The sequence below is a fragment of the Pseudomonas sp. WS 5021 genome (genome assembly GCF_012985535.1).
Classification (GTDB): domain Bacteria; phylum Pseudomonadota; class Gammaproteobacteria; order Pseudomonadales; family Pseudomonadaceae; genus Aquipseudomonas.
In genome coordinates, this window is the sequence record NZ_JAAQWP010000013.1 from 20,325 (window position 1) to 45,442 (window position 25,118).

The following is a 25,118-nucleotide window of genomic DNA, read 5'->3' on the forward strand; positions in this document are numbered from 1 at the left end:
GAAATGTCCATTCAACAGAGTGAGATCAAAGTCCTTGACCAACTATTGCTGGTCGATCTTTCCGGCATCCATCTATGGACTGCTAGGAAAAAACTAAAGCCTGAAATGCTGGAGGGTAAGATTCCTCCTACAATTTTGGCTTCTCTGGGATCGATGCGTGTAATCGACCCAGATAAGCTAAAACCGTTCGAGAAGATCAAACGGCAGGCTACGAAAGTAGTGGAAGAGTGTGGCGTGAGGTTTCTGGGTGGCTATGCCGTATCTCAGGACAAAATTCAGGAGGTTGTAGACCGACTGGAAGTGCTCAAAACGCAATTCTACGACTTGAAAAATAACTTTCTTCCCAATTACGAACGCTGGATCACTGAGTGGATCAATAAGGGCTGGGAGAAGCAGGAGTGGCGTGACGCTATCCGCACCTCGGTAACACCGAAGGCGCAGGTAGACGCTGGGATGCACTTTGGTTACGCGGCATGCCGTGTTTCCCCAGATGGTGACAAGCATCTCTCAAACACGCTGGGTACTCAGGTCCGTGGTTTGTCAGATCAGCTGTACGCTGAGACGGCAGATACAGCCGAGCGCTTGCTTGAAACAGGCTTGGCCACTCGTGGCCATGTCACGCAAACGACGCTGAACACTGTACGGAAGATCAACGCCAAGCTCCGCGGCCTGATGTTTCTGTCCAGCGAGGTCCAAGCCTTAACTGGACACATTGAGGAAGTCCTAGCGGCTCTCCCAAAGTCGGGTGCGGTTAATGGCTCTCAGTACAACAGCGTTGTAGCCCTTGTGTCGGCCCTCTCTGATGAGGAATCTATCAAGCGGCTGATCAAAAACCTGAACATTGCCAACGATCATCAAGATGTATCGATGGCCTTCGTTCCAGCATTCCCTTCAGTTGAGTCGGCCGTCCCGGCTGGTGTTGAAACTGAGGCTCCCGCAGCAGTAGAGATCGAAGCCTCGATCGACATCGTTGCTGTTGTTGCTGTACCAGCTGCAGAGGTACCCGCAGACGCTGTATCGAGGGATGAGGAGGAGCTGGGCGTAAGCGAAGCTTGTCCGAGTCGTCACGACAGCATCAACGAAGTATCTGCAACATTCGAGGTAGCTGATCCTGCTGAGTCCGTTCCAGGGGAGCAGACAGATCCGCTCTTCGTAATCAATTCGTCCGAACCTGGTATGCCCTTCGGCACATTCTGGTTCTGACATCACAAACAAACCCTGCGTGGGAGTAATCCTCCTCGCGGGGTTACTCCTTTTTGCGGTGGCGAGAAAGGAGATAAACGATGAGCAATCAATCCCTGGTCGGCACTCTGCCGATCTACGCACAGCACCTGGCCGAGTTAACTGGGGTCACAGTGCATGTTGAGGGCGTCCAGGCTAAGACAGATGGAAAAAATGTATTCGTCCCATTCACTGACGACGATCTGCCGCTGTCCTTCGGGTACATCGCACACGAATGCTCCCATGTCCGCAACACTGACATGGGCTGCTTTCGCGACTCATGCTCGACACCCTTCCGCAAGAATCTGCTGAACATTCTTGAGGACATACGCATTGAACGATTGAGCATGGATCAGTACCCAGGTACTGAGCCGGATATTCGCTACCTGAATCGAAAGGTTCTGCTTGAGCCGTTTCGGCCTGAGCAGGTGGATGAATGCCCGGCGCTTCATGTGATTCACAACGGAATTCTCTACGGCGGTTACTGGCTACTCCAGGAACCGCAGCTTGAGGTTCCAGCAAAAGCCTACCTGGCCCGTATGGAGACCCTTCTTGGTAATGACCTTACGGATAAGATTCTTACCCTGGTGAAGAACACCCTGGCGTGCGAGAGCACAACAGATGTTCTCGGTCTGGTGGACGCGATTATCGACCTGCTGCCTTCGCAAGAGGATGAGCAGGGAGATGAGCAACTGCAGCCCGAGCAAGGTGCTGAGGGTGCTCCTCAGGACTCGCAACAGTCGGGTGGAGGCGATCAGCATCAGGAGCCTAAGCAAGCTGGTGCGGGTTCAGATGATCAAGGCAAAGAGGAGGGGCAACCCGAATCCAAGCAGGAAACATCTGATGGAGGCCAGTCCGGCTCCAAGCCCCAAGACCAATCCCAACCAAGTAGCGGCAGCGATGCCGGTGTAACCTCGCATTCCAGCAATGGCAGCGGCAAACCTTCCCCAGAAGCCAGCAACCTGCGCGAGCAGGCCAAGGATGCAACTGAAGCCGACCTGAAAGGGTTGATCTCGGAAGTAGGCGACAAGGCGGGCGAGTTGCTAGGCCGTAATGCAGTGCGCGACGGTAATCCGGTCCGACCATTCTCTCTGGATGGGAGGGGGAGGAACCGATCCGATGAAGCGAGCGTCCGCCGTGTGCAATTGGGCATCGAGCAATCGGCAGGTTTGCGACAGTGCCTCAATGGGCTGTTACAGGCGCATGTCGATTGCCGTGTTCGGCTGAAGCGGCAGGGCAAGCGGATCGACACTGGCCGTATCGCCATGATGAAAGGCGGCGAAACGCGGGTGTTTAGAAGCAAGTCTCGAGCAGAGCGTCAATCTGCATCTATCCAGATTCTTCTCGACAAGTCGGGGAGTATGAAATCTGCGATGGATCAGGCCGAAGCCGCAGTCTATGCGGTCCTAAGCGCGCTGGAAGGGCTTCCGCTGGTGACAACCGGCGCGATGTCATTTCCCAACAAGACGAACGATGGCGTTGAGCGCTGCGCATTGATCAAGAGCCCGAAAGAGCGATTGATCAGGGCGGTAAGCGAAGGTGGCTTTGGTGCGAGGTCGGAGGGCCTTACGCCTCTTGCGCAAGCACTGTGGCCGGCTGCTGTTGAAGTTCTTCGTGCGAAGGGCGAGAAGAAGATTCTTTTCGTCATAACGGATGGGGAACCGAACGCAGGCACTACTCATGCAGCTAAAGAGTTTATTCAGCGGTGTGAGGTCAGCGGCATCGAAGTCATTGGACTTGGTTTCGGAAATGCCAAGGAGCACATCCTGAAAGCATTGTTCAGCCAATACCGTGCTGTTGGGGAGGTTGCGAATCTCAAGAACTCGCTCTTTGAGCTTGTCCGCGAAGCATTAGCCGCCTAACAAATAACTATTCAACCCACTAGGGGCATTCCCTAGTGGGAGGCCTCTGTCGGTTTGAGGAGGTCTGAAATGGAAAATACTGCGACTGCGTTGCCCCTGCTGGATCTGTTTGGGGAACAAGTAATTATTCAGCGCCGTTCTTTTGAGCGGAAACCACGGAGAAAGGCAAGCCTCGCGCGAGTCGTTCAATTTGGATTTCTCGACATTTTGGAGATGTCTGACGCTGAGCTGGAAGCCCTGCAGGCACGAGATGAAATCACTGAAGATTACGTTGATTGGATGCGGGAGTACCTGCTGAAAATCACTCTGAGGCAGATCATCCATCCTCAGGTCAGTGAGCAGAATTGGCGCGAAGCGATGGACTGGGTACTTTCTGACGAAGTTCATCCCTTCAGCTTCCGAGTATGTTGTGAAGCAATGATGTGCGACTTCGAAGATGTGCGCGCTACAACATTGAAAATCGCAGTCAAAGAACTGTTTAAGTAAATAGAAGCCCGATGGGGGGAAAGCCCCTTTCGGGCTTTCTCCCTTTCTGCGTTTCGTTGAAAAGGACAATCAGATGGATGCTTATAAGGATGCCCAGGCCGGCGAAGCCAAGACATTCAGGAGCGAAGCGCGTACGCCTTAGTGCACGCTGAAGAGCTAGCCAACGCAATCTGCAAATTACCCTACCGGGGAACCCCGGCGGGGTTCTCCATGAAAATGGATATCGGGAATGCAAAGGTTTGTTGAAGAAAAAATGGCAAATGTCGCGCCTGTTCCATGCGACTTCATGCTTGGCGATACCGTAACGGTGATAAATGGGTACGGACTCGAAATCCAGGGGAAGACAATCCTTGGATTCGTTCGTGAGATCGATGAGTTTCGGCCCGGGGCAATCATATTCCTGGACTGGGATTGCTACTGGTTTTCAGTAGCACCGGAAAAGCTGAAGCTCGAAAGCCGAATCCGGCGCTCTAAATAAACCACCCATGGGGGAGAAATCCCCCAAGGGGCTTCTCCCTGTCGTATATATGGAGAAGTCGATGAACGCGATCCTTGAAGCTGCTCGTTTGCAAGGTCAGGCCTCGGTAGACCGTAAGGCTTGGGTTACAAAAGGCGACACAAAGGTTCACCTGTGGGAGCTGTCAACAGGAGGAGTCATATACCTGAAGCACTCGCGGAGACATGGTTTTTTTCCGCCGATAAAGCTGGAAGAACCAATGGAGATGGTTGTTGATCGTTTCCGTAATAAACGTGGTCATAAGGTGTTCTCACCGAGTGGGCTTTAAGTGTAAAAGGGGGGCCTTAGGGTCCCCTTTTTTTGTTCTATGTCTTGTTAAAGATTATCGGTTTGGTATCATCGCAGGCACAAAGCTGGCCTAGGGTCGAGCTTTCAAGAACCCCTTCAGTACAGATCCCTCTGTGCTTTGAACTTAGCGCCATGCATGAGCATGTCCGCCAAGGCCTGAGTCGTGTATGCGTTCAGGCAGTGTTCTCATCATTTATAGGGTGAGGCACAAAAAGCAGAGCCACGCTTTCAAACCGGCTAAAAAAATAGCACTTAATTTATCGATATCCAACTTTCTGGATTTTGGTTTTATTTGTGAATAAAAATCCGCGGCGGGGAGGTTTCTTCCCGTCAGGGTAGTGCTCCGTCTGCATATCTTGCTAACGGAAATGCCTATGAAACTATCATCGTTCTTTTCGCAATTGTTGTTGGTGGAATTCAACTTTTCTTTAAGGCAATAGATGCCGGCGTTGGAATTGCTTAGCAATTTAATGCCGAAGAAATAATCTAGGCACGTCGCGTGCTTTGATTCAATAAGACACGGAGCTCATGAGCTTCTGGTTTTATTTAAGTCTTTGTCTCGAAGGAGGTCTTTGCGATGTTTCATGTAAACGCAATTGACGCTGTTCGCAGTGCATCATCGTTGGCAGAAGAGTCGAAATTAACGTATGCGATTTATTCGCAAGAAAACGGCTTTATTGTTGTTCCTCTAGTTCAACCGAATGGCTTGGAGTTAGAGATAATTAAACCCTGACGGGGAATCCCGTTGGGGCTCCTCGTCTTTTTGAGGAGAAAAAAATATGTTCAAGAAAATACTTTTTGACTGGATCAAGGCTTCACTTATGGGCGTGGGCTGCAGCTTACTGGCTGCTGCTTTTGTCTCCATCGTTACACCAGGGACGCATCCGCTTGTCGTATCGTTCTGTCTGGTGCTTGGTGTGGTAATGATGATCGCCGATTTGGTGGTATCCTTGGTAACAGCGTTAAGAAATCCGAAAGGAGAATGAAATGGACTCGATGCAGATGCTTGTTTACGCAATCGTAGGGGTTGTCAGCGTTTTGGCTCTAGCCGGTGTGATTGGTTATGTGGTCGCTGATCGTCTCGACAAGAAACACGGCACGAACATCAAGGCCCACTGAGTCTTCCCGCATGGGTAGACCCAGTGAACGGATTAAAGTCTAGCTTCGGCTAGACTGCTGCGTGGTCACCCTCCGTGGGTGATCCACCAGAGTCCTTCCGTGTGAAGGGCTCCGGGGATCACCCACACCTGGAGAGTTGAACATGACCGCAGCAAACGCACTATTTTGCCAAAAACTTCAAGAACTGATGGTCGAGTCTGGACGGGTGTTCAAAGTCCCCGAGCAGATCGCCAGAACGGTTTCATCCTCCGATCCTGATACCCGGTTCGTAAAATCATGGGCGGTTATTCACCACCTGATTCCGAGTGATGGCCAGGTCTTAGTAGCACCTGAGGCATGATCAAAAATATAGCGAGCCCCGGCCGGTGACCCACCAGTCGGGGCTTTGCTTTTTCAGGCGATTTTGTTGCTTGAAACCGACCCATCACTTTCAGACCTTCACATAGCATCGAAGCATCCCCATTTTTGGACATGCGATCGATGCGACAACCATTGAAAACAACACTGAGACGAATGGTCAACGTGACTGTTATAGGGTTGTACCTTAACAGTATGACGTTCACGGCCTGGGCTGACGCAGTGACGGCTGGGTCTTCAGCAGGGCAGTCAGTAGGCCAACAAGTACTCCAGGCTTTTGATGGTGGCGACGCCTCCGTTACTCTTCAGGATCTGTTCCCTGATCTTGGAGATACAGCATCACTGGAAAAGGTTTACGGGGACGATGTAAAGACCATTGATATGGGGATCCAGGCGAATACTCGTCTTAAATTCGAGAGCTCGGCCGAAGGCGATGCTTATAGAACGTTAATCGACAGCGGTAACCGACTTTCTGTGGACCTCTCGAAAGACCCTATGCTTAACCAGGCAGATAAAGTTAGATCCCCTGAGTTTATGGACGGCTTCAAGCAAAACTTCTCAGATTGTAAAAGAACAGATGTTTTTGAAACGGTAACCAAAAACGCCCATGTTGCAAATTACAAAACCTGCGAGCGCGTGGTTGATCAAGGCGGTAGCGTCGAATTCACACATGATTATAAAGTGGGCGTTGTCGAATATGTATCTGGACAGCCTAACTTTCAATCCTGTGGTGTAGGATGTTTATATATCTGGGTAGGAACCGTAGGTGATAACTACTGGAGTGGGCAATGCAAGATCTTTGAGGAGTACACCAGGTTTAGGGTGCTCGCAAAGGATTCAATTATTTCAGCAACAGTAGATAATGCGGTTTTCGACGACTACTTTGAAGTTGTGTTTGACGATAAAGTGCTATGGTCTCATACACCAGGAGTGTTTCCGCCCGAAACGGCAGGAGGCTGTGAGCGTAGCACTAACTGGAATGTATCTCCTGGCGCAGACATAACAGACAAGTTTACAGAAAGTAATGATGTGATTACGTTCAAAACCAGGACGTCCGTTACTGGTCGCGGTGAAGGGTATGCAAGAATCAAAATAATATATGATCCGGCTAAAGCGTTCGTTGATAACGGTTGGGGGCCGAAAGAACGTCTGCCTATGTTCAACATGATAGATGATGGGTTTTGTAAAGACTCTCAAATATCCTGCACTTCCATGCCAGATGTAGACGCTAATGGCTGTATTGAGAAGAACGGTGCTCGCGTTTGCGGTTCAGATATGACCTCTTCGCCGCACTCAAGTATTGATCCTCTGTGTGAAAAGGCCACAGTGAGTGCCGAGTGCTCATTTTACAAAGGTCCGATGGAGTGCTATAGGGATGCTAATGGAAATGAACAGTGCCCTACGAATGGCGCAGAAAGTTGCGGCGTGAATCATGATATTAAAATAGCCTCACAAGCTTTGGTAGGGCGTTTTGCTGCCAACGGCAGAGACATAGCAACTGCTGAACTTGATTTTGTTGCTGGTACATGGAAAACGATTTCACCCTCAGACGGAACACTTTTCAATGGGAGTGTATCCAAAGCTGATTATAAGGAATATTGCACAGATAAGGTTAGTCAGATTGACTCAATGGGAATAGGTCTATGGCCAGAGCATGGGCTCGGAGGCATACTCGATACTTCGATCAATCAAAGAATAATACAGGCACCAACCTGTGAAAATGGGTTAAAAGCAATAATACAAATACAGGACACCAAATCTGATGGCGATTTGGAGTTTGTGCTCTCCGGAGAGGTTCGTTTTAGAATGTCTAAAATCGAATCTGATGTCTGGACACCTCAAAGCTGTGTTAATCAGGGTAAAGCAGTTCTAAATGGCGAGTGTACATCGGGCTCGATTAAAGTGACTAAGGGGGTCGAAAGTGAAGGCGAATGCGGAACCATAGCAGGAGTCCATATTTGCCCAGGCTCGCCCCTTTATGATCAGATCAAAGCCAGTCCTCTAGGTACCTCACGCTTAGCCGAGCAAGTTAGAGTTACTGGGTGTGGAACTACATCTTCGAGAACCAACACCTGTACCAAGTATGAAGAAGATCCGAGTTGTGGGTTTATTTCACAGGGATGTATAGAAGGCACTAAAGGTGAAAGCGGTAGTTGTTATGCCTTTGAGGAGATTTGGGACTGCGGTTATGACACGAGTTATGAAACGATTGTTAATACAGGCTCCCAAATTGACTGTCCTGGTGGGGCACGCTGTATGGGTAGCGAATGTTTTGACACCTCGAATACGAAGAGCGGTGACTTCGCCTATGCCGTTGCCATGCTTCAGGTCGCTCAATTCGCAGAGCACGACCTCGATTGTGGGGGTGACGGTACCGACATCAACGAGGCTAATGAGTGCAAGATTTTCAAAGGCGATGCAATGGAGTGCAAGAAGGCACTTGGTGGTTATGTCGACTGCTGCGAAGCTCCCGAAAGCGTTAGCATTTTCGACTATGTAAACCTGACGATGAATACTCTCAAGATGACTAGTTCGCTTGAGGCACTCAACAGAACAGGTAGTTTGTTCTCTCCTGGCTACTGGGCCGCCGGCAGTAACGCAGTAATGGCCGCCGGTACTTCTGTAGTGAAGGGCCAGTGGGGGACAGTCGTAGATGCTGCGACAGGCGCTTTCGAGAAGACTCTCAGCGGCACCTTAGAGCAAACAGCTTTGAGTAAGTTGCAAACCTGGCTCATGCAGAAGGCTTACGATGCAATGGTAGAAATGGGCGCAGGAGCCGCGGCTGACGCTGTGTTTGCTACCGGTGCTGATGGTGCGGTTACCGGCCTTGGGGCTAATGCTGCGATGGTGCTGAATATTATCGGCTGGGTGTACATGGTTTATGTGATTGTCGATCTGTTAATCAACATCATATGGGAATGCGAAGAGAAGGAGTTCGAGCTGGGCGCTAAAAAGGAAACCCGCCAATGCCACTTCGTCGGAAGCTACTGTGCCTCTAAGGTATTGGGCTCTTGTGTTGAAAAAAGGGAGGCATATTGCTGCTTTGGATCGGTGGTTGCGAGAATCATCCAGGAGTCCGCTCGTGAGCAGTTGGGGCTCGGTTGGGGTGAGACCAAGACACCTTCCTGCGAAGGGATTACGCCAACTCAGATGGCGAAGATGGATTGGACTCGTGTCGACCTTTCAGAGTGGATCGGGATGTTAAATTTGGCAGGAAGACTGCCGACTGCTTCTACGGTCTCACTTGAGGACGTAACTGGCGGCGGTAGCGGCCTTGGTGGTCTATCTGAAGGGACCAAACGGCTTAACACCCTGGATCGGAACCTCGAAAGACTGAATGGGTTCGATGTAGACGGAGTTAAAAAACAGTATGAAAAAGATCTGAAGTAACTCTAAGGCATAGAAAAGCCCCGCATAGCGGGGCTTTGTTTTTCATGTGTCAGCTACTTACCGATGAAGTACTTCGCCTCCCCCTGATTGAAAATAGCAGCTGGAATTGAGTTGTTCCGTAGCTTTTGGCCTGGATGGTAGATGTAGATCCAAGCGGGTAAGTTGCGCGAAGCGAGAAGCATGGCATCTGACACCGTCATCCCATTTTTTGAGGCGTCCAGGACGAACTGATTGTCGCGGATGAAGATGGGTCCGTATGCTGCGGCCGACTTCAGAAACTCGGGTGCTGGGGATGGTGCGTCGGTAAATGGGATGGGCCTCTCAGCGTAGCTATCAGCCAAAGAGGCATAAGCCCGGGAATGACCATCGGGATATTTACCGACATGCATTGGCAGCTTGGACATGCCCTTCACGAACACCCTGTTACGAGCTTCCTCTACTTTCGCCAGTGCGAGAGCCGATGCTTCCGCTGGGCTGGACGCTTGATCAGCAGGAACCCAGGCGACAACCTGTGTTGCATGCGAAGGGTCGCTAGATCCGCCAAGGATCATAAGACCGAGACTTGCGCTCGCAGCAGCACCTCCACTAAACCCGCTGGGAGGTGCCGCCAGACTCACACCAGCAACAGCAGCATCAGCACCTGCTGCCGCAGTGTTGCCAGGTGCAGTGCTAGCAAACGACTCAGCCTTTTCACGCGGCACGTCACGCTGGCCAGAAATCTTCATGGCAGTCAAAACGTGCATCGCATCAGACCATTTTTCCTTAGGTACTGTCTGCGGATCGGGCAGTTGCACGGATTTAACCTTCTGCGGAGAAGAGCACCCGACCAAGAGGGCGATACCCACAGCTAGGAACCCAGTACGGATCGATATGTTGCTGTTCTTCATTGTGAAACTCCCTTTTTCGATAGCCATAGATTACCGTTTTCGGCGGTGATCCCAAGTGAAGTCAAGCGGCTTAATGTGCTATCAGGGCATCTTTCCGTTCTGGATGCGCTGGTAGATCTCTTCGCGGTAGATCTTCACCTCTTTCGGCGCATCAAACGCCAACCTGACTGTACCGTTCGCAGCCTTAGTGACGATCACCTGTATGTTGTCACTGAGCCGAATAGACTCCCCAACCTTTCGCTCAATGTGCAGCATCACTGGCTCCTCCGGCTTCAGCCGTATTCTGGCTGGCCTCGTACTTATCCAGGATCTTCAGCAGCGATTCCGCCGCCTTTGAGTCAAGCCGCAACTCATGCTGTGCATCGCCTCCGTACTTGAGCTGATGTCGCAAGCTTCCTGTAAGGCCGCTCAGTGCGCTGAACGCGCTCATTGCCTCCTTAGGCGTTACCTTGAACTTACCAAGCGCTTTGTTGGCGTCTGAGCCCGTTGGACGGGCGCGGCCTGAGGCCTTCGCACCTTCGATCATCCCCAGCAGCTTGGGATATGCGTTCTGCCCAGTTCCTCGCAGTTCCGCCAGAACATCGATAACGGGTGATGCTTTAATTAAATCCTCTCGGACGAGTTGTTTGACATTCTCTTCTGCGTTGGCGAGCAGCAACAGTCGCTCAACATGAGTGATGCTCCTGTTCATGCGATCGGCGATCTGTGCTGGGCTCCAGTTTTGCCCGGCCAGGCGTTTGTAGCCTTCTCCTCGTTCCAGCGGCAGCAGCTCTTTTCCTTCGCTGGTCTTGATCATCATCACAACAGCGTCGGACTGATTTCCTTTGAACTCGTTGACCATCAGGCCAGGAAGGTTTGCACCGCGCCCATCAGCAATGAGAGCGCCAGTTAGGCGATGGTGACCTTCGCGAATAACCAGGCGTGGGTTGCCGTCGATGATCTTCAATTCGGCGACTACCGGGGGCACATAGAGGCCCAGCTCATAAGACTTTGCGAAGCCTTCGGCATGGTTAGGATCTATGGGCCTCAGATTGAAGCCTTCTTCGATAGCAAACCAGTCAAGCGGTGCGATATAGATATTGTTGCGGATCATCTGTTCGTCGCGAGGAACACCAATTTTCTTCAGGTACTCGTCCAGTTGGCGAAACGATGCAATGCGGGGTAAATCGGTCATGGCGTATCTCCCTGATACGTTTGTTGAGGTCAATTCAGTACATCACTGCTGTCGAATATCCCAAGCACAAGAAAAACCCCGCCGGAGCGGGGTTGCAGTCGTCGACTTCTAGGTGAAGCCGGAAAGTGGCCAAGCCGTTCCTCAAATACCAGCCGGCTATGACCGAGAACACCAGCCCTGCGCTCAGGTCAGCGGCGATAAAGACCTCTTCATTTGCAAAGAGGGTGTATCTATTGGCTGAAATGGGATCGAAAACCTCTTCCCAGCTATTAGCCCTGCGTATTACGTGGCAAAGGTAGGCTCGAGCGTGTAGCTGCTGAGTCATGGCGTAACAATCGCACGAAGGCGAACGAATGCCGTCGGCAGCAAGCCGGCAGGCCCTTTTATTCAGACTTTTGAGCACCGATCTCCTGAACCGTGGCCGCAGAAGGGGGATCCAACTTTTCCTGGTTGGGAGTCTCGTCGCGCATTTTTACCAGTTGCTGCATGGTTTGTAGGAGCACCTGTGTGCTTTGAGCACCTTTCACTAGCAGTTTGTTACCTGTCAGGTTGTCGACGACGACAGTGGCTGGCGTGCCGGTCACACCCATATTCGTGCCTTTTTTCACCTGGTTGTCGATCAAGACCTGGTACTTGCCGCTTTCCATGCACTGACGGTAGGCATCCAGGGGAGCACCAACTTCCTGCGCAAGACGTTCTACGTCCTCGACACCTTGACCATTCAGTTGGGTGCGAGCGAACCACTCGCCAGTGAAGGCCCAGAACGCTTTATTGCCGGCAAGCTCTGCTACACACTCAGACGCATGAGCTGCCACTTCGGCTGCTGGGTTGTGGAACGCTAGGGGGTAATGCTGCCATTCCCAGTTAATACGCCCTTCGGACTTGTCAGCCATTTGCTTTGGCGTGTCATGGAAACGCTTGCAGTAAGGGCATTCCAAGTCACTGAACTCAACCAGAGTGAACTGGGCGTCCTTGTTGCCGTAGATGTGGCGACCTTCAATAGACGTGTCAGATGCGCCGCTCCATTTGGAAAGGATTTTTGCCTTTGCAGCGTTGATCTTCTCGATCTCACGATTCTTGAGGGTTTTGTCTACTGCCCCTGGTAACTGCTCCTCAAGGGCATTCTTCACAGCCATGTCGGTGTAGCTTTGACTCATGAGGGAAGACACTCCGATAGCAACGGCAGAGGTCACGAGGGAAACGCCAATGGCGGTAGCGAGAGTGGGATTGAATTTAGACATGAAAGATCACTTGTAGGAGGGGGAAAGAGACTGTTTCAGGTGAAGTGGGACATCCTTTGGGGTGCCCTCAACGAGAATCACCCACTCCTCGTAGCTCAACCGTTGCGCACCTTTGCAGAGCTTGTTCCGGACGGTTATGTACTCGTCAACTGAACCGGCCGCGTTAGCCAAGGTAACGATGCGCTCGCTTGCCGCGGGTTGGCCCAGAGCGAAGGTCTGCGCCACATTCGTAGAGTCCGCACAGTTGGCCTGGTACACGGAGGAGGGGGCAGAAACGCTATCGTTCGTTGTGAAACGTGCTTGCAGTTCTGGGTGAAGTTTCCCTGCAGTGATCTCGAGAACGTCGAGGCTGCCAAGAACTGGTTGATAGGCAGGCTTTCGCAGCGCTGCACCGCCTCGGCCGGTATGCCCCCAGCTAGTGTGGTATTCGCGCATGTCAGGTTCGTAGCTTGATACTTCGAACGCTGTTCCCAAGGCAGGGGGTTCTGGCTTGTTGGCACAACCCGCTGTGATCGCCAAGCCAATGGCCAGGCCTAGCGGCAGGAGAGATTTAAGGTGGTGCATGGTTGATCCTCAGAGGCTGGTAAGTACCATTTTCCTCCGTACAGAAAAGGGGATGGCCCGTTTTCAGGACGAAAAAGCGACTGAAAAAACGTCGACACAAATCCCGCTTGCCATTGGATTCTGCTTGTTGCAGACTTTCTATTACGTCGAGTACATCGGCGTCATAAATCCCGACTGCATGCCTTGCAGTCCATCCAGGCCCAGCGCCTCATGGTTGAATCTCAGCCATCATGAATTCCCAGATTAAGTCAGCCCACATGTGTGGATTGATTTAGTCATGCGCTTCGTCGCATGGTCGGCTTGTTGGCCGTCTCAAAAGTACAACCAAAAAAACCATGAAAAAACAAACCCCAACGGGGCAGCTATTGCCTCCGTCTGGGGTAATGCCGCCCCGTAGTTCTATCTAAATGGAGAAATACTATGGCTCGCGGCGTAAATAAAGTGATCTTGGTTGGTACCTGTGGCCAAGATCCAGAAACTCGCTACTTACCTAACGGTAATGCAGTGACCAATCTCAGCCTTGCAACAAGTGAACAGTGGACTGACAAACAGACAGGACAGAAAGTCGAAAAGACCGAATGGCACCGTGTTTCTTTGTTTGGAAAAGTCGCTGAAATCGCTGGTGAGTATCTGCGTAAAGGAGCGCAGGTATACATCGAAGGTAAGCTTCAAACACGAGAGTGGGAAAAAGACGGTATTAAGCGGTATACCACCGAAATTATCGTCGACATGCAGGGCAAGATGCAGCTCCTGGGTGGTAAACCAGATCGGAGCGATTCTCAAGGTCAACCCCAACAGAGTCGCCCTCAACAACGTCCTAGCCAGCAACAGCGTGAACCGGCTCCTCAGCAAGGTGCAGGGTTCGATAGCTTCGACGACGACATCCCTTTTGCCCCTATTAGCCGTTTGCTACTAAACATCATCTAATTAGGCAAAAGCCAGTCAAGAACTAACGCACCTACGGGTGCGTTTTCTTTATAGAAAGGAAAATGATATGAGCGATAACTTCCAAAACGCAGTTGCAATCATTGCGAAGCAAGAAGAAAAGTTTATCAAGCTCGTGGAGTCGTCGAAGACTGACGTTATGTTCAAAAATGAGCTGCTTTATGCATCGCAAGCCATGATGAACAACGACTATCTATGCAAATGTGCGACGTCTAACCCACTAAGCCTTAGAAATGCGTTTAGCCAGGTTGCGGCATACGGACTGACCCTCAATCAATCTCGACAGCTTGCTTACTTGGTGCCCCGAGATGGGCAGGTGGTATTGGATGTGTCCTGGAGGGGCATGGTCAAAGTCGCCGTGAACGACGCTGCAATCCGTGATTGCATCGTTGAATTGGTCTACTCGAAAGACAAATTCGAGTACAGAGGTAAGCGGCAAAGCCCTATTCATACGTTCAATCCCTTCGACAAGAAGGCTGATCGTGGAGAGTTTGTAGGTTGCTACGTCGAAGCTTCTCTGCCTGATGGGCGAGTGCACGTTGAAGCGGTTACCGCTGATGAAATCTGTGCCGCACGTGATGCTTCCGAGCTGTGGAAACGGAAGAAGAAAGGCCCCTGGGTCGACTTCGAAGATTCCATGCGCAAGAAGTCTGCTATCAAGATCGCAAGAAAATACTGGCCTCAAACCGGCTCAAAGCTGGACGGAGTGATTCAGTACCTCAATACAGACGCTGGCGAAGGATTTTCTACCAACGATGTGCCAGTCGAAGTTGTTGAGCGATTTATGGGCTCTGCTGAAGTGGTGGAACCTGAGCCGTTGCCGACCTCTAACCAGGCAGATCAACACTTAGAACCCACATTGCAGCCGGAACAGACCGCTAAACCTGGGGTTGCAGAACCTGCTCAAGCAGATGATGTGATTGAAGGTGAAGTTGTCCGTGACGGAAGTCAGGTGCCGCCGCCAGCAGATCTATCCGACAAGGTGATCAAGAAGGTTGCGGAGGTCGTTCGGCGAGCTCGTGACGCCAAAAGTTGGGAGCCCGCACTCGAGTACGTTTCGACGTGGCCTGTAGAAGCTCGGAATTACGCAGTAACCCAACTGAAATCTGCGCAGTACGCTGCTCATTCACAAGGTGATTGACGCTAAAACCTCTATGAGGGGCCTTGTTGCAAAGGGCGTCTCGAACTGACCACAACCCTGCGGGGCTTTCCCGTTAAGGGGCTCCGTGTTCAGAAAGGAACCAACAAGATGGCTGACTTGATCGTCTTCATCCTGACCCTATTGCTGCCGTAAAGCGTAGGACAAAACAACTCCCTGACGGGGCACATCCCGCCAGGTGATTGCCCTTCGTCGCTCCCTATAAGGAAATTAAGTGATGAAAAAAGTGATCGTAATTGTAGGGGCCGCTGCTGTACTAGCGGCTCTGTTTCTCGTCGGAGTGGATCTGAATAATGAATTCAGTGATGCATCTGCCGAGGAAATAAAATCTGTTAGCGCCGAGTCACATTGCTCTCGACAACTGCTACTTCAGGCAAATCGAGAGGCTCGAATAATTCGAGTTCGCGACCTCGATAAGGCCAGGGCTCTTTGCGCTAGGATCGACCAACAAGCTAACGGCTTCTAACGAGAGCAGTTGTTCTGGGAAACCAAGACACATTGCTAAGTAGAAATCTGTATTCGTTTCACCCTGAGGGGGCATCCCCTCTCAGGGACGGTGCCTCTTTTTCAGGGTTAAAAATCTGAGAAGGAGATACACCATGCGGACTTACATCCTATCGATGGTCGTTCTGGGCACAAAGCAGAAGACGACCTTCCGTTGCGAAGCAAGCACTTTCGGTGAAGCGATCGACAAAGCAGAGAAAGCTCATCCGGGTTTTTTTGCCGTTCTGAACAACTCCCCTGCAGGAGAGCAGAACAATGCGACCGTCAACCGTTAAGAGCCTTAAGGACTCCCTTGCTAATTGGGGGGAGAACAAAGAAGAGGGTGGTGCGTTCGCCGAATACGCGGATGAAATGATCGAGCAATTTCAGGTGAAGCTCATTCTTCTGGAATACCTGCTCTGTCAGTTTTTTATACATGGAATTGGCTTAACGCTGAAGCACCGGAGCCGGGAAGCCTGGGGTGTTCTGGTCCCTGACGCATCAGAGCAAGGGCGCTTCAGGTGGCAGGCGTTTCAGAGTGATGGCTTCACTGGCCATTGCACACACGACACGCCAGAGCTTTGCATAGGCGACATGCTTGACGATGGTTATGCGCTTCTCGATATGGGGGCGCTTGATCGAGTGTCTGGCACCGCTGAATGGAAGCGTGGCATGGAGATCGTTGCAGTGATTCAGGCTTGCAATGCAGGTCAGTTGAGCTTCGAGGATGCCATGCGAAAGCGAACAGAAATCTACTCCCGCTATGCGAAGGCTGCGTAGGCGTGAGGGTCACGGGAGCACCAGTGAAAAAACATCCCCTGAGGGCGAAAGCCCTCCGGGGGTTCGCCTTTTCGGGGGTACCACTTTGGTTTTCGAACAAGAGTGGTGAACTTGAGAAAAGGAGAAATTAGATGAAGACCTTTGAATCCAGCTTCATGCCGGTGCTCTATGGGGGTGTCAACAATGCACATCGTTGACATCGCACAGCGGACGCCTGAGTGGCATATATGGCGAAGGGAAGGGATCAGTGCAACCAGTTGCGCGGTCATCATGGGTGAGAACCCAGATAAAACGCCCCTGGAGTTGTGGAAAGAACTGGTCGGAATTGTCGAGCCAGCTGACTTGTCGGTAATCCCGCAGGTTAGGAGGGGAGTCAAATTCGAACCGATGGCACTACAAGCCTTTGAGGATAAGTACGGCAAAATTGCTTTGCCGTTCTGTGCAGAGTCGACCGCATACCCGTTTATTCGGGCGTCGTTCGATGGGGTTCTGGATGATAAGTCACCGGTAGAGATCAAAAATCTTTCTGAGACCAACCATCTGGAGGTACTGCAGCTTAGGGAGCACAGCACGCCATTCAAGCTCTACCGCTGGCAAGTGCTGCATCAGATGATCGTCAGTGGTGCGCGGCGCGGTTACCTGTGGTTTTGGTCGCCGAAGCATGAGCCTTGCTGTCTGATCGTCGACTGGGATGACCTCCTGGTGAGACGAATCATTCAGGCAGAAGAGCTCTTCTGGGGGCTAGTGATGCGCGGGGTGCCGCCGGAGGCTAATCCAATGCGGGACCTTATTCCGCTGGATAGGCTGAACCTGGCTGTTTGGCGTCCGTTAGCAAGTGCCAGAAGGGCGAAGGAGAGCAAAATAGCTGAGCTGAAAGCCCAGTTGAAAGTGCTCACCAAGGAAGCAAAAGACCTTGAAGCCGAGATCTTTCCGTTGCTTGGAGAGTTCCGGAGGGCCGATGCTCTTGGTGTGAAAGTCACGAGTTATGAAGTGGCTGGCACTGTGGATTGGAAAGGTGTGGCGCATGAGCTAAAGGGGGTTATTCCACTTGATGTGATTGCTAGACACCAGACCGGTTCGTCAATGGCCACGAGGTTCTCTGTGGATGCCTCATACGATGAAAGTCAGGCTAAACCTGAGCCGTTGCCTCGCATACGGCAAAAGGTGGAAGCCATATCTGAGGCGGTCGAAGAACCGTCACAATTTTTTGGGACCTTCTGGTTCTAACATCTCAGCCCGGCACTTGCCGGGCTTTTTTTCGACCATAAAACGGCCTGAAATCGAAACTCAAGCCTGTATCCCTCACGCATCATTCTCAGCACACAATATGGCCGAGAAGCGTATGCCTCCTTTTTCATTCTTGAAACGCCTGTGGCCACGTAGCGAGCGGTCTCTGATGGACAGCTTCGCGCATCCGGCCGAGCAGATGATTACTCCTGAAATCAAGCGTTATCTTGAAAACCATAACTGGCGAAATCTTCGGTACCCACCTTACCAAGAGGGCTATCCGGGTGGGGTTCCCGGCCAGTGGTTCATGCGTAATTATCAGCACGAGTTGTACGACCGGATTATTCATTCAGTCGGTATGCCTGATAACGAGCTCAAACTCTACGTTGAGCCGATCCTGGTAAATTTCGCCGAGTTGGCGCACATGCTGCCGGCGTCGGAGAACCACCATCATTCCGGCCCAGGTGGATTGCTCCGGCATAGTCTTGAGGTCGCCTCGCTCACCCTGGACGGGTGCCTCACGACCGCCTTCGATACTAATGAGACCCCAGCACGCCGAAGTATGCGTTTGCGCCGGTGGTACGTCGCGGGAATTGCGGCGGGGTTGCTCCACGACGCAGGGAAACCGCTCACGGACATTCGAGCTACTGATTTTGAGGGCAACAACCAGTGGATCTATGCGCAAGAGACACTCCATGACTGGTCAGCACGCCACAAGCTGGCCCGCTATTTCCTTCACTGGAATTCCAATAGGCATGGCAACCATGTTCAGGTCTCTGTAGCGCAAGCCACACGCATCATTCCCCCGGCTGTACAGGCATGGCTGATTGAAGGTGGCCACGACATCTATGAAGCTCTCCTGAACGCAATTTCCGGTACCGGAAACTCTCCGTTGACCGAGTTGGTTAAATGGGCCGACTCAGCATCCACCAAGCGTGACCTCAATCGAGGATCAAATAATGGTGGAGGTCACGCAACAGGAGTCCCGGTACCGCGGTTGGTGTCGGATGCAATGCTAAGGTTGTTGAGTCATGGAACCTGGAAGATCAACACTCCTGGTGGCCGTGTATGGGTTGCCACTGATGGTGTCTATATCGCTTGGAACCAAGGTGCGGAAGAGATCGTTAGCATGCTCGTTGCTGATGGGGTCGTGGCCATTCCTCGATCGCCTGACACGCTGATTGGCACTTTAGTAGATCACGGGATAGCAGAAAGGGCCCCCAGTGGCGACCTGCACTGGCTGATTACGCCACACCTATTGCGCAAGAACGGCAAAGGGCCGGCGCTACGCTGCATGAAGCTTTTGAATCCGGATATCTTGTTTCCGACCACACCGATTCCCCCGCCAGTTTCTATAAGCATCGGGAGGGAGGGAAAGCAGAAGGAGGTTATTGCTCCAAACGATACGGCCGGAGCAGCAGCAAATGCGTTGAGCGAGCATCAGGTCGACCTATTTGGTGCTGATCTAACTGGTGATTCAAGCGAGGATACTGACTTTGACTCGGGCTCCTCATCTCCTAAAGAGTCCGTATCGTCCAAGCCAGCACGAAAGAAAAAAGTAGCACAGACTCAAAAAGCTGCGATTCCAGCGACGTCATCGCCTGGAGTGAGCCTGAATCAAGGCCAGACCCCGACCGAAAATGCACTGGTTGATGAGAGTTCAGTTGCTGCAACTGGCGATACAGCCGGCACCACCCCAACCCAACCAGGTGAAGACTTGGATGCGGTTGCTGAGGAGGATCCAACACCTCCTTCCCCCCCTCCCACCCTCGAGGAAATGTTGCTCTTCTTGAGCCCGAACTCAACGGCAATAGACTCTCCACAGGAAGAAAATCTCCCTCCTGTTGAGCTAGGCTTCATCGAGCCATCTAACGATGGTACGCAACCTGGGCTATGCCAAGCGACGCTAGAACTGTTGCCTCGCCAAGAGAAAATCTCTCTAAATTCTATTATGGGACAAGGGAAGCGCACACCCAAAGCCATCCCTCTGGCGGAAGCGCGGCAGCAGAAAAGCGAAGAAGTAGGCACAGCCCTGGAGCCACTGCAGGTTGCTTCAAGCGTGTTCCCCAAAGATCTCCTCTCGAAGCTCACAGCGCACGAATCTTACCTGTTGGAGCAACAACCTGATCTTGCTCAAAAACTCATCAATGCGGCTGAACATCCCGAGAAAGCGGCATTAGCGAGAAACAAGGTGTTCATTCAACTGGGGAAATCTACATTCCTTGCTGAGGACATCCACCCGCTCGTGCATGCGGGTTGGCTGTGGCAGGACATCACTGTTGAGGGCCCAGCCCTGACCCGAACCCTACAGTCACGTGAAGGCTTCATGCTCACGGCCGATTACAGCGTCATCTTCTGCAAGCTAGCAGATCTTGACTGGATTATTCCCCACATATCCCGGCTTCGTGAGGCAGACATTCCAAGTCTCGAACAGGCTGTGAGGTCACTGATGGAGAAGGCCGTCCTTGAGGAAATAGGCGGCTCGCCCGTGCTCAGCCTCACAACCTTCATGCTCTCAAATGTTGCTGAGCAGTTCGGGATCACGGCTACATCCTTGGAGAACGCAGTTTTTTGTTTTCGCGATGCCGTCAAGGTCGCCAAACGCAGAAAAATCTTCATTCGCCCACTTAACGAGGAGCTTCCAAAAAAATGAGTGAATGGGACTACACCAGCTATTGGCGGAAAAACTACGAGGCGCGCGAGGCCATGGCATGGGGATCATCTATGGTCGCCGGCACGGCAGTCCAGCTTTTAACTGCTATGCCTGTGACGCCATATCTCATTACTTTGGGGGTGCAAGCTGGCTTCGCTTTAGCCGCAATTCCGCGTGCACTGAGGGTTTACCAAGCTAAAGCCTGTCTACTCGGCAAGGAGTTATCGTTCATCACGCTAGAGGAAGTCATGGAGCTGGTCAGGGGGCATCCTCACGAGTTCTATTTCGGCGAAGCGTTTCAGTGGAGACAAATGCACGGCCAATACGCCTTTGAGCTTCAAGCAATGGACGTAGAGGCCATCCTTGGAAAGAGAGGACGTCGCCAGGCAAATGTGAAGGGCACAAGGTGGATTCACGGCATTGGCATGGCTGAGGAGGAGCCATGTTTTCGTCCTCAGGACCAACGCTCTATCCATCACTTGGTCACTGGGACTACAGGTGCCGGAAAAAGTCGTTGGTTCGATATTGCGATTGCCCAGTGCGTTGCACGTGGTGAGGCAGTGATCGTGATTGACCCCAAAGGGGATAAGGGGCTTGCAGCAACTTGCAAGCGGGCCTGTGCCGCGGTTGGCAAGCCAAGCTTGTTCAAGTACTTCCACCCGGCTCACCCAGATAAATCAGTTCGATTGTCTCTGACAAAAAACTTTGGCCGCGCTACTGAAATTGCCTCAAGGGTTGCAGTATTGATGCAAAGCAAGGCTGGTGATCCCTTCCAAGCTTTTGCACAAATGTCCTTGAACAGCGTGATCCAAGCCATGCTGATCTGCAATATTCTTCCAACACTCGTCGGAATCCGCCGAACGCTCGAAGGTGATGTTCCAGGACTAACTATCAAAGTCGTGATGGCCTATGGCGCGAAGGTATTCGGCGAGGCCGAATTCAACCGAATGGCGGAATCGGCGATTCTTTCAGCGAAAGTTAAAGATATTGAACAGAAAGCAAAGGTTTTGCGCAGGGTGTATTACAACGATATAGCTAAGGTCAAAGCAAATCCCGACATGGAAGGTTTGTTGACAATGCTCGAACACGAGCGCGCACACTTTAGCAAAATGATTGCCGGTCTGTTACCCATTCTTACGATGCTAACTTCTGGTGAGATGGGGCCATTGCTTTCTCCGCAAAACGACAATGAAGATCCTCGATTAATATGTGACCTCAACTCTGTAATCAATGCTGACCAAGTTTTGTACCTTGGGCTCGACTCACTTGCGGACCCCATGGTTGGTTCAACAATCGGATCGCTAGCTCTGGCCGACTTGGCCTCCACAGCTGGCGAAATCTACAACCATCGGTTACCCAAGCCTGTGAACATCTTTGTGGACGAGGCAGCTGAGGTTATTAACGACCAACTCATTCAACTCCTCAACAAGGGGCGTGGGGCGGGGATTAACCTTTACATAGCAACGCAGACAATAGCTGACTTTGTCGCCCGTATGGGAGATGAGGCGAAAGCAATGCAGGTGCTTGGTAACTGCAACAACATCATCTGTTTTCGCGTCTTGGACTCCGATACCCAGGAGTTTGTGTCTAAAAAAATGACTCCGACTCGTTTCAAATATGTAATGCGAACTCAGGGTAACTCAGCAGGTGAGGGTGGAGTTTTGCAGGGAGGTAACGTGGGTGAGCGCCTCATGCAGGAGGAGGGTGAGCGCTTCCCCTCAGCTCTTCTGGGAGAGTTACCTGACTTGGAATTCCTTGCGATTTTTGCCGGCGGCGATATCCGTAAAGGTCGACTGCCTATTCTTACTGGCCCAGCTGCCAACTGATTCCGGAAAACAAATGACTGTCTCTATCCCTCTAGAAATTCAGCGGTTGACTGGCCTGGACGAGGCCTCAACCACTCGACTGCGTACCTTCGATCTGGAATGGCGCTGTGGAACGCAATTCATCTTCAAGATGCTTGAGGCGGGTCATAAGCCAGAGGTCATTGGCCCGGCCCTTATTGATGTGCTGGTGGCTTACCAGCGGATGTGTCGCGAGGGTATCAGCGACTTCGTGCGGCTCCGGGTTGTCCTCGGCCACATACTCCAGATCCTAACGAGCAACGGTAACGGCCCTGCACCGGATGATGTGGTTATGTGGTGCGAAACTACCAATGTTCCGCTACCTATTCGGGAGTGCCTCATCAATGGCTGAGATGCTTGAGGAGAAATGGCCAAAGGGCGTGATGGCATCTATAGCGTTTTTCTTCCTACTGATCCTGATGCTAGCAACTGTAGCGCCAAATAAGCTTGTGGACACGGTGATGCTTAAAGAACGCAAGTGGGGCGTTGAGTTGCTTGGCGATTCCGACATGGAGAAGGTGCTTGAGAAGACCAATTACTATTATTCGGCGCTAGTAATCGATTCTGGAGCCAAAAAGATTGTCTCCGACATGCTGATGCCACGGGGTGGCACCGTGGATGCTTTCGAAAGAAATGTGGATTGGTGGTTTCGCTATCTAGAGTCGCGAGGTGAAGCCGTCCAGAAAATCATCTATCAGATGGTTTACCGGATAGTTTTGACCATCTACTGGTTGCCATTGCTGATCGCAGTTCTTGTGCCAGCAATTTACGCTGGCTGGATGCGTTGGAATGCCAAGCGACATGGATTCGACTATTCATCGCCGTTCCTGAATAACAACGCTGCAATTGTCTTATCTTGGGGTGGAATGCTGATTGTGCTCAGCGTGTTGCTGCCTCTGCCGCTACCGCCGCTCGTCATATCAACCTTCATCGTAATAATGCTGCCCGTGGTCCTATCCGTGCTGATCAGCAACCTGCCTAAACGGATTTGAATTCTGACCATAAAACCGCCTGAAAACGAATCTCGCAGGCGGTTTTTATCCGCAGAATGTTCCTATCAACACGATAGGCTGAAATCCATGGCAACGAAAACGACTCACTCGAAAACGATTCCATCTGCAATCGCTATTACAGCCCTTGCTACCGCGTTGGTAGTCGGTTCGTATTACCATTTTACTACCGTGAGCAGCCTTAAAGGCCAGGTTAGTACCCTTGAGGGTGAGCTGTCCTTTGCAACAGCAAAAGCAGTCGATCCCGCCTCTATTCAAGAGATAGTTGCCAATCTCAAGCAACTTCCAAAAGATGACATTCCCGCAGCTCCAGACAACTGGATATATGGCTCGGCATCTGCTCGATACACGCTCGTCGAAATGACAGATACAGAGTGCCCGTACTGCCGGGATCATTTCCCCCTGCTCAAAGCTCTTATCGAGTCGTCTGCAGGGCAAATCAACGCCGCGATTCTCCATGTCCCCGCTCTTGGCGAGGCATCTCGTAGACAAGCCTTGGCTATTGAATGTGCTGGTGAACAGGGTGGCTCTGATGCTGCCTGGAAATACACTCAGACGGTTTTCGATAAAACGGGTGGCAACGGAAAGGGGGTTACTGAATCCCTCGTTTCTCTTGCAACTGAGCTTGGTCTGGATGGGAAGCGTTTTGCTGCATGCACAGATTCCAAGCAGGCCATCGAGCGGGTCACTGGAGATCTGGACGAAGCAATAAAGCTGGGCATCCAACAAACGCCTTCGACACTGCTTTTGGATAATCAAACAGGGATGTCGATGGTTCTCCAGGGCGCCAACGCCAGTCATGAAGGCATCCTTAAAGCAATTGCCAGCCTCAATAAAGCAGGGGGAGCAAAGTGAGCGAGCCAATCAAAATTCCAGCCTACATCGACCAGCCGCCGCACGTTATGTTTTGGCGCTTGGATGAAGTGATGCCCATTGGTATCGGCTTGGTTGCAGGTGTTCTTCTGGCGCAGTTAATTCTTTGCACTGTGGTTGGACTACTCCTTGCTCGCTTCTATCGGCGTTTCTGCGACAACCGCCCAGACGGATACCTTCTTCACGCCATTTACTGGCACTGGGGAGCGATTGGTCGGAAGAGTGTTCGCACCATGCCAAACTCTTACCAAAGGGAGTACGTCTGATGCTTCTGAAGTCGCTCAAAAATTCTTTTGATGGCATGCGGGGGGAAAATCAATTCTTGCGAATTGCCCTTGCTGGCCTTCTACTGAGCAACCTTGTTGTGTCGTGCTCGGCCATCAACAAGGAGCAAGTAGTCACCGTAATCCCGCCTACGCTGACCGAGACAGCCTGGGTGAGCAAGACCCAAAGTTCGGGTGAATATACTGACGCATGGGCACTATATATCGCCATGATGCTTGGTAACGTCACTCCACAGAATGCCTCAGTTGTAAAAGATGCCCTGGGGCCGATCTTAGATAAAGCCATCTACCAAGAGACGATGAAGGTTCTCGATACTCAAATTCATCAGATCCGCCAGGACCGCGTTACCCTGAGCTTTGAGCCGATGAAGGTCCTCCGCGATAACCTTAATCTCAACAAATTTTACGTTACAGGTCGCTCGGTTAGTGAAGGCCCGGCGGGAGATAAAAAGCGTACCAACCGGACCTATGAGTTTGAGCTTGCCATCAAAGACTACAAACCTGTCCTGAGTTGGCTTAGCACCAACTCCGGTGATGCGCGAACTCAGGATGTTGTAGATCGCGAAACAAGCAAGGCGGCGAAACAAGCAGAACGGGAGAAGAGGAAGGCCCAGGAGCACTAAATTGCAACAACTAGCCCATGCCAAGCACTTTGGCATGGGCTTTTTTGTCGGTGTAAGTCAGTAAAGGAAGGGGTAAATATGCCCTTCTTTTTCAGACGCAAAAACTGCTTGAAAACGCGACTCAAGCCAAC

Annotated in this window: 27 protein-coding genes; 22 read left to right on the forward strand and 5 right to left on the reverse strand. The window is 51.6% G+C overall.

All coding sequences use genetic code 11. The features are described from left to right. The first annotated feature begins 3 nt into the window (after window positions 1-3). The 9 genes from HBO19_RS27170 (at window position 4) to traN (ending at window position 9,240) form a co-directional block, all read left to right on the forward strand. Entirely contained in the window at window positions 4-1,203 is a 1,200-nt protein-coding gene (locus tag HBO19_RS27170; protein ID WP_169990592.1) for a DUF3150 domain-containing protein, read from the forward strand. Window positions 1,204-1,283: 80 nt separating this feature from the next. Continuing rightward, window positions 1,284-3,083: a VWA domain-containing protein gene (locus HBO19_RS27175; protein ID WP_169990591.1), complete on the forward strand. Its 1,800-nt coding sequence runs from the start codon at window positions 1,284-1,286 to the stop codon at window positions 3,081-3,083. Window positions 3,084-3,152: 69 nt separating this feature from the next. Then, window positions 3,153-3,569, forward strand: coding sequence for a hypothetical protein (locus HBO19_RS27180; RefSeq protein WP_169990590.1), 417 nt, complete (start codon window positions 3,153-3,155; stop codon window positions 3,567-3,569). Window positions 3,570-3,798: 229 nt separating this feature from the next. Then, window positions 3,799-4,047 (forward strand): hypothetical protein, encoded by a 249-nt coding sequence (locus HBO19_RS27185; protein WP_169990589.1) that lies wholly within the window; start codon window positions 3,799-3,801, stop codon window positions 4,045-4,047. A 61-nt stretch (window positions 4,048-4,108) separates the two neighbouring features. Beyond that, window positions 4,109-4,354, forward strand: coding sequence for a hypothetical protein (locus HBO19_RS27190; RefSeq protein WP_169990588.1), 246 nt, complete (start codon window positions 4,109-4,111; stop codon window positions 4,352-4,354). 799 nt (window positions 4,355-5,153) lie between these two features. Next, window positions 5,154-5,360 (forward strand): hypothetical protein, encoded by a 207-nt coding sequence (locus HBO19_RS27195; RefSeq protein ID WP_169990587.1) that lies wholly within the window; start codon window positions 5,154-5,156, stop codon window positions 5,358-5,360. 1 nt (window position 5,361) lies between these two features. Continuing rightward, complete coding sequence (locus tag HBO19_RS28630) at window positions 5,362-5,493, forward strand: hypothetical protein (RefSeq protein WP_262379181.1); 132 nt, start codon at window positions 5,362-5,364, stop codon at window positions 5,491-5,493. A 142-nt stretch (window positions 5,494-5,635) separates the two neighbouring features. After that, window positions 5,636-5,833, forward strand: a complete 198-nt coding sequence (locus HBO19_RS27200) for a hypothetical protein (RefSeq protein WP_169990586.1) — start codon at window positions 5,636-5,638, stop codon at window positions 5,831-5,833. Window positions 5,834-6,006: 173 nt separating this feature from the next. Next, window positions 6,007-9,240 carry a conjugal transfer mating pair stabilization protein TraN gene (traN, locus tag HBO19_RS27205; protein ID WP_170058661.1) on the forward strand — a complete coding sequence of 1,078 codons (3,234 nt, stop codon included), beginning with the start codon at window positions 6,007-6,009 and terminating at the stop codon, window positions 9,238-9,240. 53 nt (window positions 9,241-9,293) lie between these two features. Here the strand turns inward: traN and HBO19_RS27210 are convergent, their stop codons facing one another. The 5 genes from HBO19_RS27210 to HBO19_RS27230 all read right to left on the reverse strand — a co-directional run bounded on the left by HBO19_RS27210 (window position 9,294) and on the right by HBO19_RS27230 (window position 13,106). After that, complete coding sequence (locus HBO19_RS27210) at window positions 9,294-10,127, reverse strand: hypothetical protein (RefSeq protein ID WP_169990584.1); 834 nt, start codon at window positions 10,125-10,127, stop codon at window positions 9,294-9,296. A gap of 81 nt (window positions 10,128-10,208) precedes the next feature. Next, the gene (locus HBO19_RS27215) at window positions 10,209-10,382 is read right to left on the reverse strand and encodes a carbon storage regulator (protein WP_169990583.1); all 174 of its coding nucleotides are present in this window, start codon (window positions 10,380-10,382) and stop codon (window positions 10,209-10,211) included. Beyond that, window positions 10,369-11,301, reverse strand: a complete 933-nt coding sequence (locus HBO19_RS27220) for a hypothetical protein (protein WP_169990582.1) — start codon at window positions 11,299-11,301, stop codon at window positions 10,369-10,371. The genes HBO19_RS27215 and HBO19_RS27220 overlap by 14 nt, the downstream gene beginning before the upstream one ends. 383 nt (window positions 11,302-11,684) lie before the next feature. Next, window positions 11,685-12,542: a DsbA family protein gene (locus HBO19_RS27225; protein WP_169990581.1), complete on the reverse strand. Its 858-nt coding sequence runs from the start codon at window positions 12,540-12,542 to the stop codon at window positions 11,685-11,687. Between the two features lie 6 nt (window positions 12,543-12,548). Next, window positions 12,549-13,106: a hypothetical protein gene (locus HBO19_RS27230; RefSeq protein ID WP_170058662.1), complete on the reverse strand. Its 558-nt coding sequence runs from the start codon at window positions 13,104-13,106 to the stop codon at window positions 12,549-12,551. Window positions 13,107-13,526: 420 nt separating this feature from the next. Here HBO19_RS27230 and HBO19_RS27235 point away from each other — a divergent pair, with 420 nt between their 5' ends. From HBO19_RS27235 to HBO19_RS27295, 13 genes are all read left to right on the forward strand, one after another. Next, the gene (locus tag HBO19_RS27235) at window positions 13,527-14,033 is read left to right on the forward strand and encodes a single-stranded DNA-binding protein (protein WP_169990580.1); all 507 of its coding nucleotides are present in this window, start codon (window positions 13,527-13,529) and stop codon (window positions 14,031-14,033) included. A gap of 67 nt (window positions 14,034-14,100) precedes the next feature. Then, the gene (locus HBO19_RS27240; RefSeq protein WP_169990579.1) at window positions 14,101-15,192 is read left to right on the forward strand and encodes a recombinase RecT; all 1,092 of its coding nucleotides are present in this window, start codon (window positions 14,101-14,103) and stop codon (window positions 15,190-15,192) included. A 235-nt stretch (window positions 15,193-15,427) separates the two neighbouring features. Continuing rightward, the gene (locus HBO19_RS27245) at window positions 15,428-15,676 is read left to right on the forward strand and encodes a hypothetical protein (RefSeq protein ID WP_170058663.1); all 249 of its coding nucleotides are present in this window, start codon (window positions 15,428-15,430) and stop codon (window positions 15,674-15,676) included. 133 nt (window positions 15,677-15,809) lie between these two features. After that, entirely contained in the window at window positions 15,810-15,989 is a 180-nt protein-coding gene (locus HBO19_RS27250) for a hypothetical protein (protein ID WP_169990578.1), read from the forward strand. Continuing rightward, the gene (locus tag HBO19_RS27255) at window positions 15,970-16,473 is read left to right on the forward strand and encodes a hypothetical protein (RefSeq protein ID WP_169990577.1); all 504 of its coding nucleotides are present in this window, start codon (window positions 15,970-15,972) and stop codon (window positions 16,471-16,473) included. Before HBO19_RS27250 ends, HBO19_RS27255 begins: the two co-directional genes overlap by 20 nt. A 183-nt stretch (window positions 16,474-16,656) precedes the next feature. Further along, window positions 16,657-17,700 carry a YqaJ viral recombinase family protein gene (locus tag HBO19_RS27260; RefSeq protein ID WP_233096853.1) on the forward strand — a complete coding sequence of 348 codons (1,044 nt, stop codon included), beginning with the start codon at window positions 16,657-16,659 and terminating at the stop codon, window positions 17,698-17,700. A 169-nt stretch (window positions 17,701-17,869) separates the two neighbouring features. After that, window positions 17,870-20,353 carry a MobH family relaxase gene (gene mobH, locus HBO19_RS27265; RefSeq protein WP_170058664.1) on the forward strand — a complete coding sequence of 828 codons (2,484 nt, stop codon included), beginning with the start codon at window positions 17,870-17,872 and terminating at the stop codon, window positions 20,351-20,353. Next, on the forward strand, window positions 20,350-22,179 hold the full coding sequence (gene traD, locus HBO19_RS27270; RefSeq protein ID WP_170058665.1) for a conjugative transfer system coupling protein TraD: 1,830 nt from the start codon (window positions 20,350-20,352) through the stop codon (window positions 22,177-22,179). Before mobH ends, traD begins: the two co-directional genes overlap by 4 nt. Before the next feature lie 13 nt (window positions 22,180-22,192). After that, window positions 22,193-22,549 (forward strand): hypothetical protein, encoded by a 357-nt coding sequence (locus HBO19_RS27275; protein ID WP_047229976.1) that lies wholly within the window; start codon window positions 22,193-22,195, stop codon window positions 22,547-22,549. Further along, entirely contained in the window at window positions 22,542-23,189 is a 648-nt protein-coding gene (locus HBO19_RS27280) for a DUF4400 domain-containing protein (RefSeq protein WP_170058666.1), read from the forward strand. Before HBO19_RS27275 ends, HBO19_RS27280 begins: the two co-directional genes overlap by 8 nt. Window positions 23,190-23,276: 87 nt before the next feature. Further along, on the forward strand, window positions 23,277-24,062 hold the full coding sequence (locus HBO19_RS27285) for a thioredoxin domain-containing protein (RefSeq protein ID WP_047229978.1): 786 nt from the start codon (window positions 23,277-23,279) through the stop codon (window positions 24,060-24,062). Beyond that, on the forward strand, window positions 24,059-24,346 hold the full coding sequence (gene traL / locus HBO19_RS27290; protein ID WP_052915356.1) for a type IV conjugative transfer system protein TraL: 288 nt from the start codon (window positions 24,059-24,061) through the stop codon (window positions 24,344-24,346). Before HBO19_RS27285 ends, traL begins: the two co-directional genes overlap by 4 nt. Continuing rightward, window positions 24,346-24,987: a TraE/TraK family type IV conjugative transfer system protein gene (locus tag HBO19_RS27295; RefSeq protein ID WP_047229979.1), complete on the forward strand. Its 642-nt coding sequence runs from the start codon at window positions 24,346-24,348 to the stop codon at window positions 24,985-24,987. Before traL ends, HBO19_RS27295 begins: the two co-directional genes overlap by 1 nt. Window positions 24,988-25,118 lie beyond the last annotated feature (131 nt).

Coding starts and splice junctions, on each gene's coding strand:
- HBO19_RS27180 (WP_169990590.1), top strand. CDS start 3,153: ATGGAAAATACTGCGACTGCGTTGCCCCTGCTGGATCTGTTTGGGGAA.
- HBO19_RS27235 (WP_169990580.1), top strand. CDS start 13,527: ATGGCTCGCGGCGTAAATAAAGTGATCTTGGTTGGTACCTGTGGCCAA.
- HBO19_RS27215 (WP_169990583.1), bottom strand. CDS start 10,382: ATGCTGCACATTGAGCGAAAGGTTGGGGAGTCTATTCGGCTCAGTGAC.
- HBO19_RS27280 (WP_170058666.1), top strand. CDS start 22,542: ATGGCTGAGATGCTTGAGGAGAAATGGCCAAAGGGCGTGATGGCATCT.
- HBO19_RS27275 (WP_047229976.1), top strand. CDS start 22,193: ATGACTGTCTCTATCCCTCTAGAAATTCAGCGGTTGACTGGCCTGGAC.
- HBO19_RS27200 (WP_169990586.1), top strand. CDS start 5,636: ATGACCGCAGCAAACGCACTATTTTGCCAAAAACTTCAAGAACTGATG.
- HBO19_RS27285 (WP_047229978.1), top strand. CDS start 23,277: ATGGCAACGAAAACGACTCACTCGAAAACGATTCCATCTGCAATCGCT.
- HBO19_RS27295 (WP_047229979.1), top strand. CDS start 24,346: ATGCTTCTGAAGTCGCTCAAAAATTCTTTTGATGGCATGCGGGGGGAA.
- HBO19_RS27220 (WP_169990582.1), bottom strand. CDS start 11,301: ATGACCGATTTACCCCGCATTGCATCGTTTCGCCAACTGGACGAGTAC.
- HBO19_RS27260 (WP_233096853.1), top strand. CDS start 16,657: ATGCACATCGTTGACATCGCACAGCGGACGCCTGAGTGGCATATATGG.
- HBO19_RS27175 (WP_169990591.1), top strand. CDS start 1,284: ATGAGCAATCAATCCCTGGTCGGCACTCTGCCGATCTACGCACAGCAC.
- HBO19_RS27185 (WP_169990589.1), top strand. CDS start 3,799: ATGCAAAGGTTTGTTGAAGAAAAAATGGCAAATGTCGCGCCTGTTCCA.
- HBO19_RS27225 (WP_169990581.1), bottom strand. CDS start 12,542: ATGTCTAAATTCAATCCCACTCTCGCTACCGCCATTGGCGTTTCCCTC.
- HBO19_RS27170 (WP_169990592.1), top strand. CDS start 4: ATGTCCATTCAACAGAGTGAGATCAAAGTCCTTGACCAACTATTGCTG.
- HBO19_RS27210 (WP_169990584.1), bottom strand. CDS start 10,127: ATGAAGAACAGCAACATATCGATCCGTACTGGGTTCCTAGCTGTGGGT.
- HBO19_RS27230 (WP_170058662.1), bottom strand. CDS start 13,106: ATGCACCACCTTAAATCTCTCCTGCCGCTAGGCCTGGCCATTGGCTTG.
- HBO19_RS27245 (WP_170058663.1), top strand. CDS start 15,428: ATGAAAAAAGTGATCGTAATTGTAGGGGCCGCTGCTGTACTAGCGGCT.
- HBO19_RS27240 (WP_169990579.1), top strand. CDS start 14,101: ATGAGCGATAACTTCCAAAACGCAGTTGCAATCATTGCGAAGCAAGAA.
- HBO19_RS27190 (WP_169990588.1), top strand. CDS start 4,109: ATGAACGCGATCCTTGAAGCTGCTCGTTTGCAAGGTCAGGCCTCGGTA.
- HBO19_RS27195 (WP_169990587.1), top strand. CDS start 5,154: ATGTTCAAGAAAATACTTTTTGACTGGATCAAGGCTTCACTTATGGGC.
- HBO19_RS28630 (WP_262379181.1), top strand. CDS start 5,362: ATGGACTCGATGCAGATGCTTGTTTACGCAATCGTAGGGGTTGTCAGC.
- mobH (WP_170058664.1), top strand. CDS start 17,870: ATGGACAGCTTCGCGCATCCGGCCGAGCAGATGATTACTCCTGAAATC.
- HBO19_RS27255 (WP_169990577.1), top strand. CDS start 15,970: ATGCGACCGTCAACCGTTAAGAGCCTTAAGGACTCCCTTGCTAATTGG.
- traD (WP_170058665.1), top strand. CDS start 20,350: ATGAGTGAATGGGACTACACCAGCTATTGGCGGAAAAACTACGAGGCG.
- HBO19_RS27250 (WP_169990578.1), top strand. CDS start 15,810: ATGCGGACTTACATCCTATCGATGGTCGTTCTGGGCACAAAGCAGAAG.
- traN (WP_170058661.1), top strand. CDS start 6,007: ATGGTCAACGTGACTGTTATAGGGTTGTACCTTAACAGTATGACGTTC.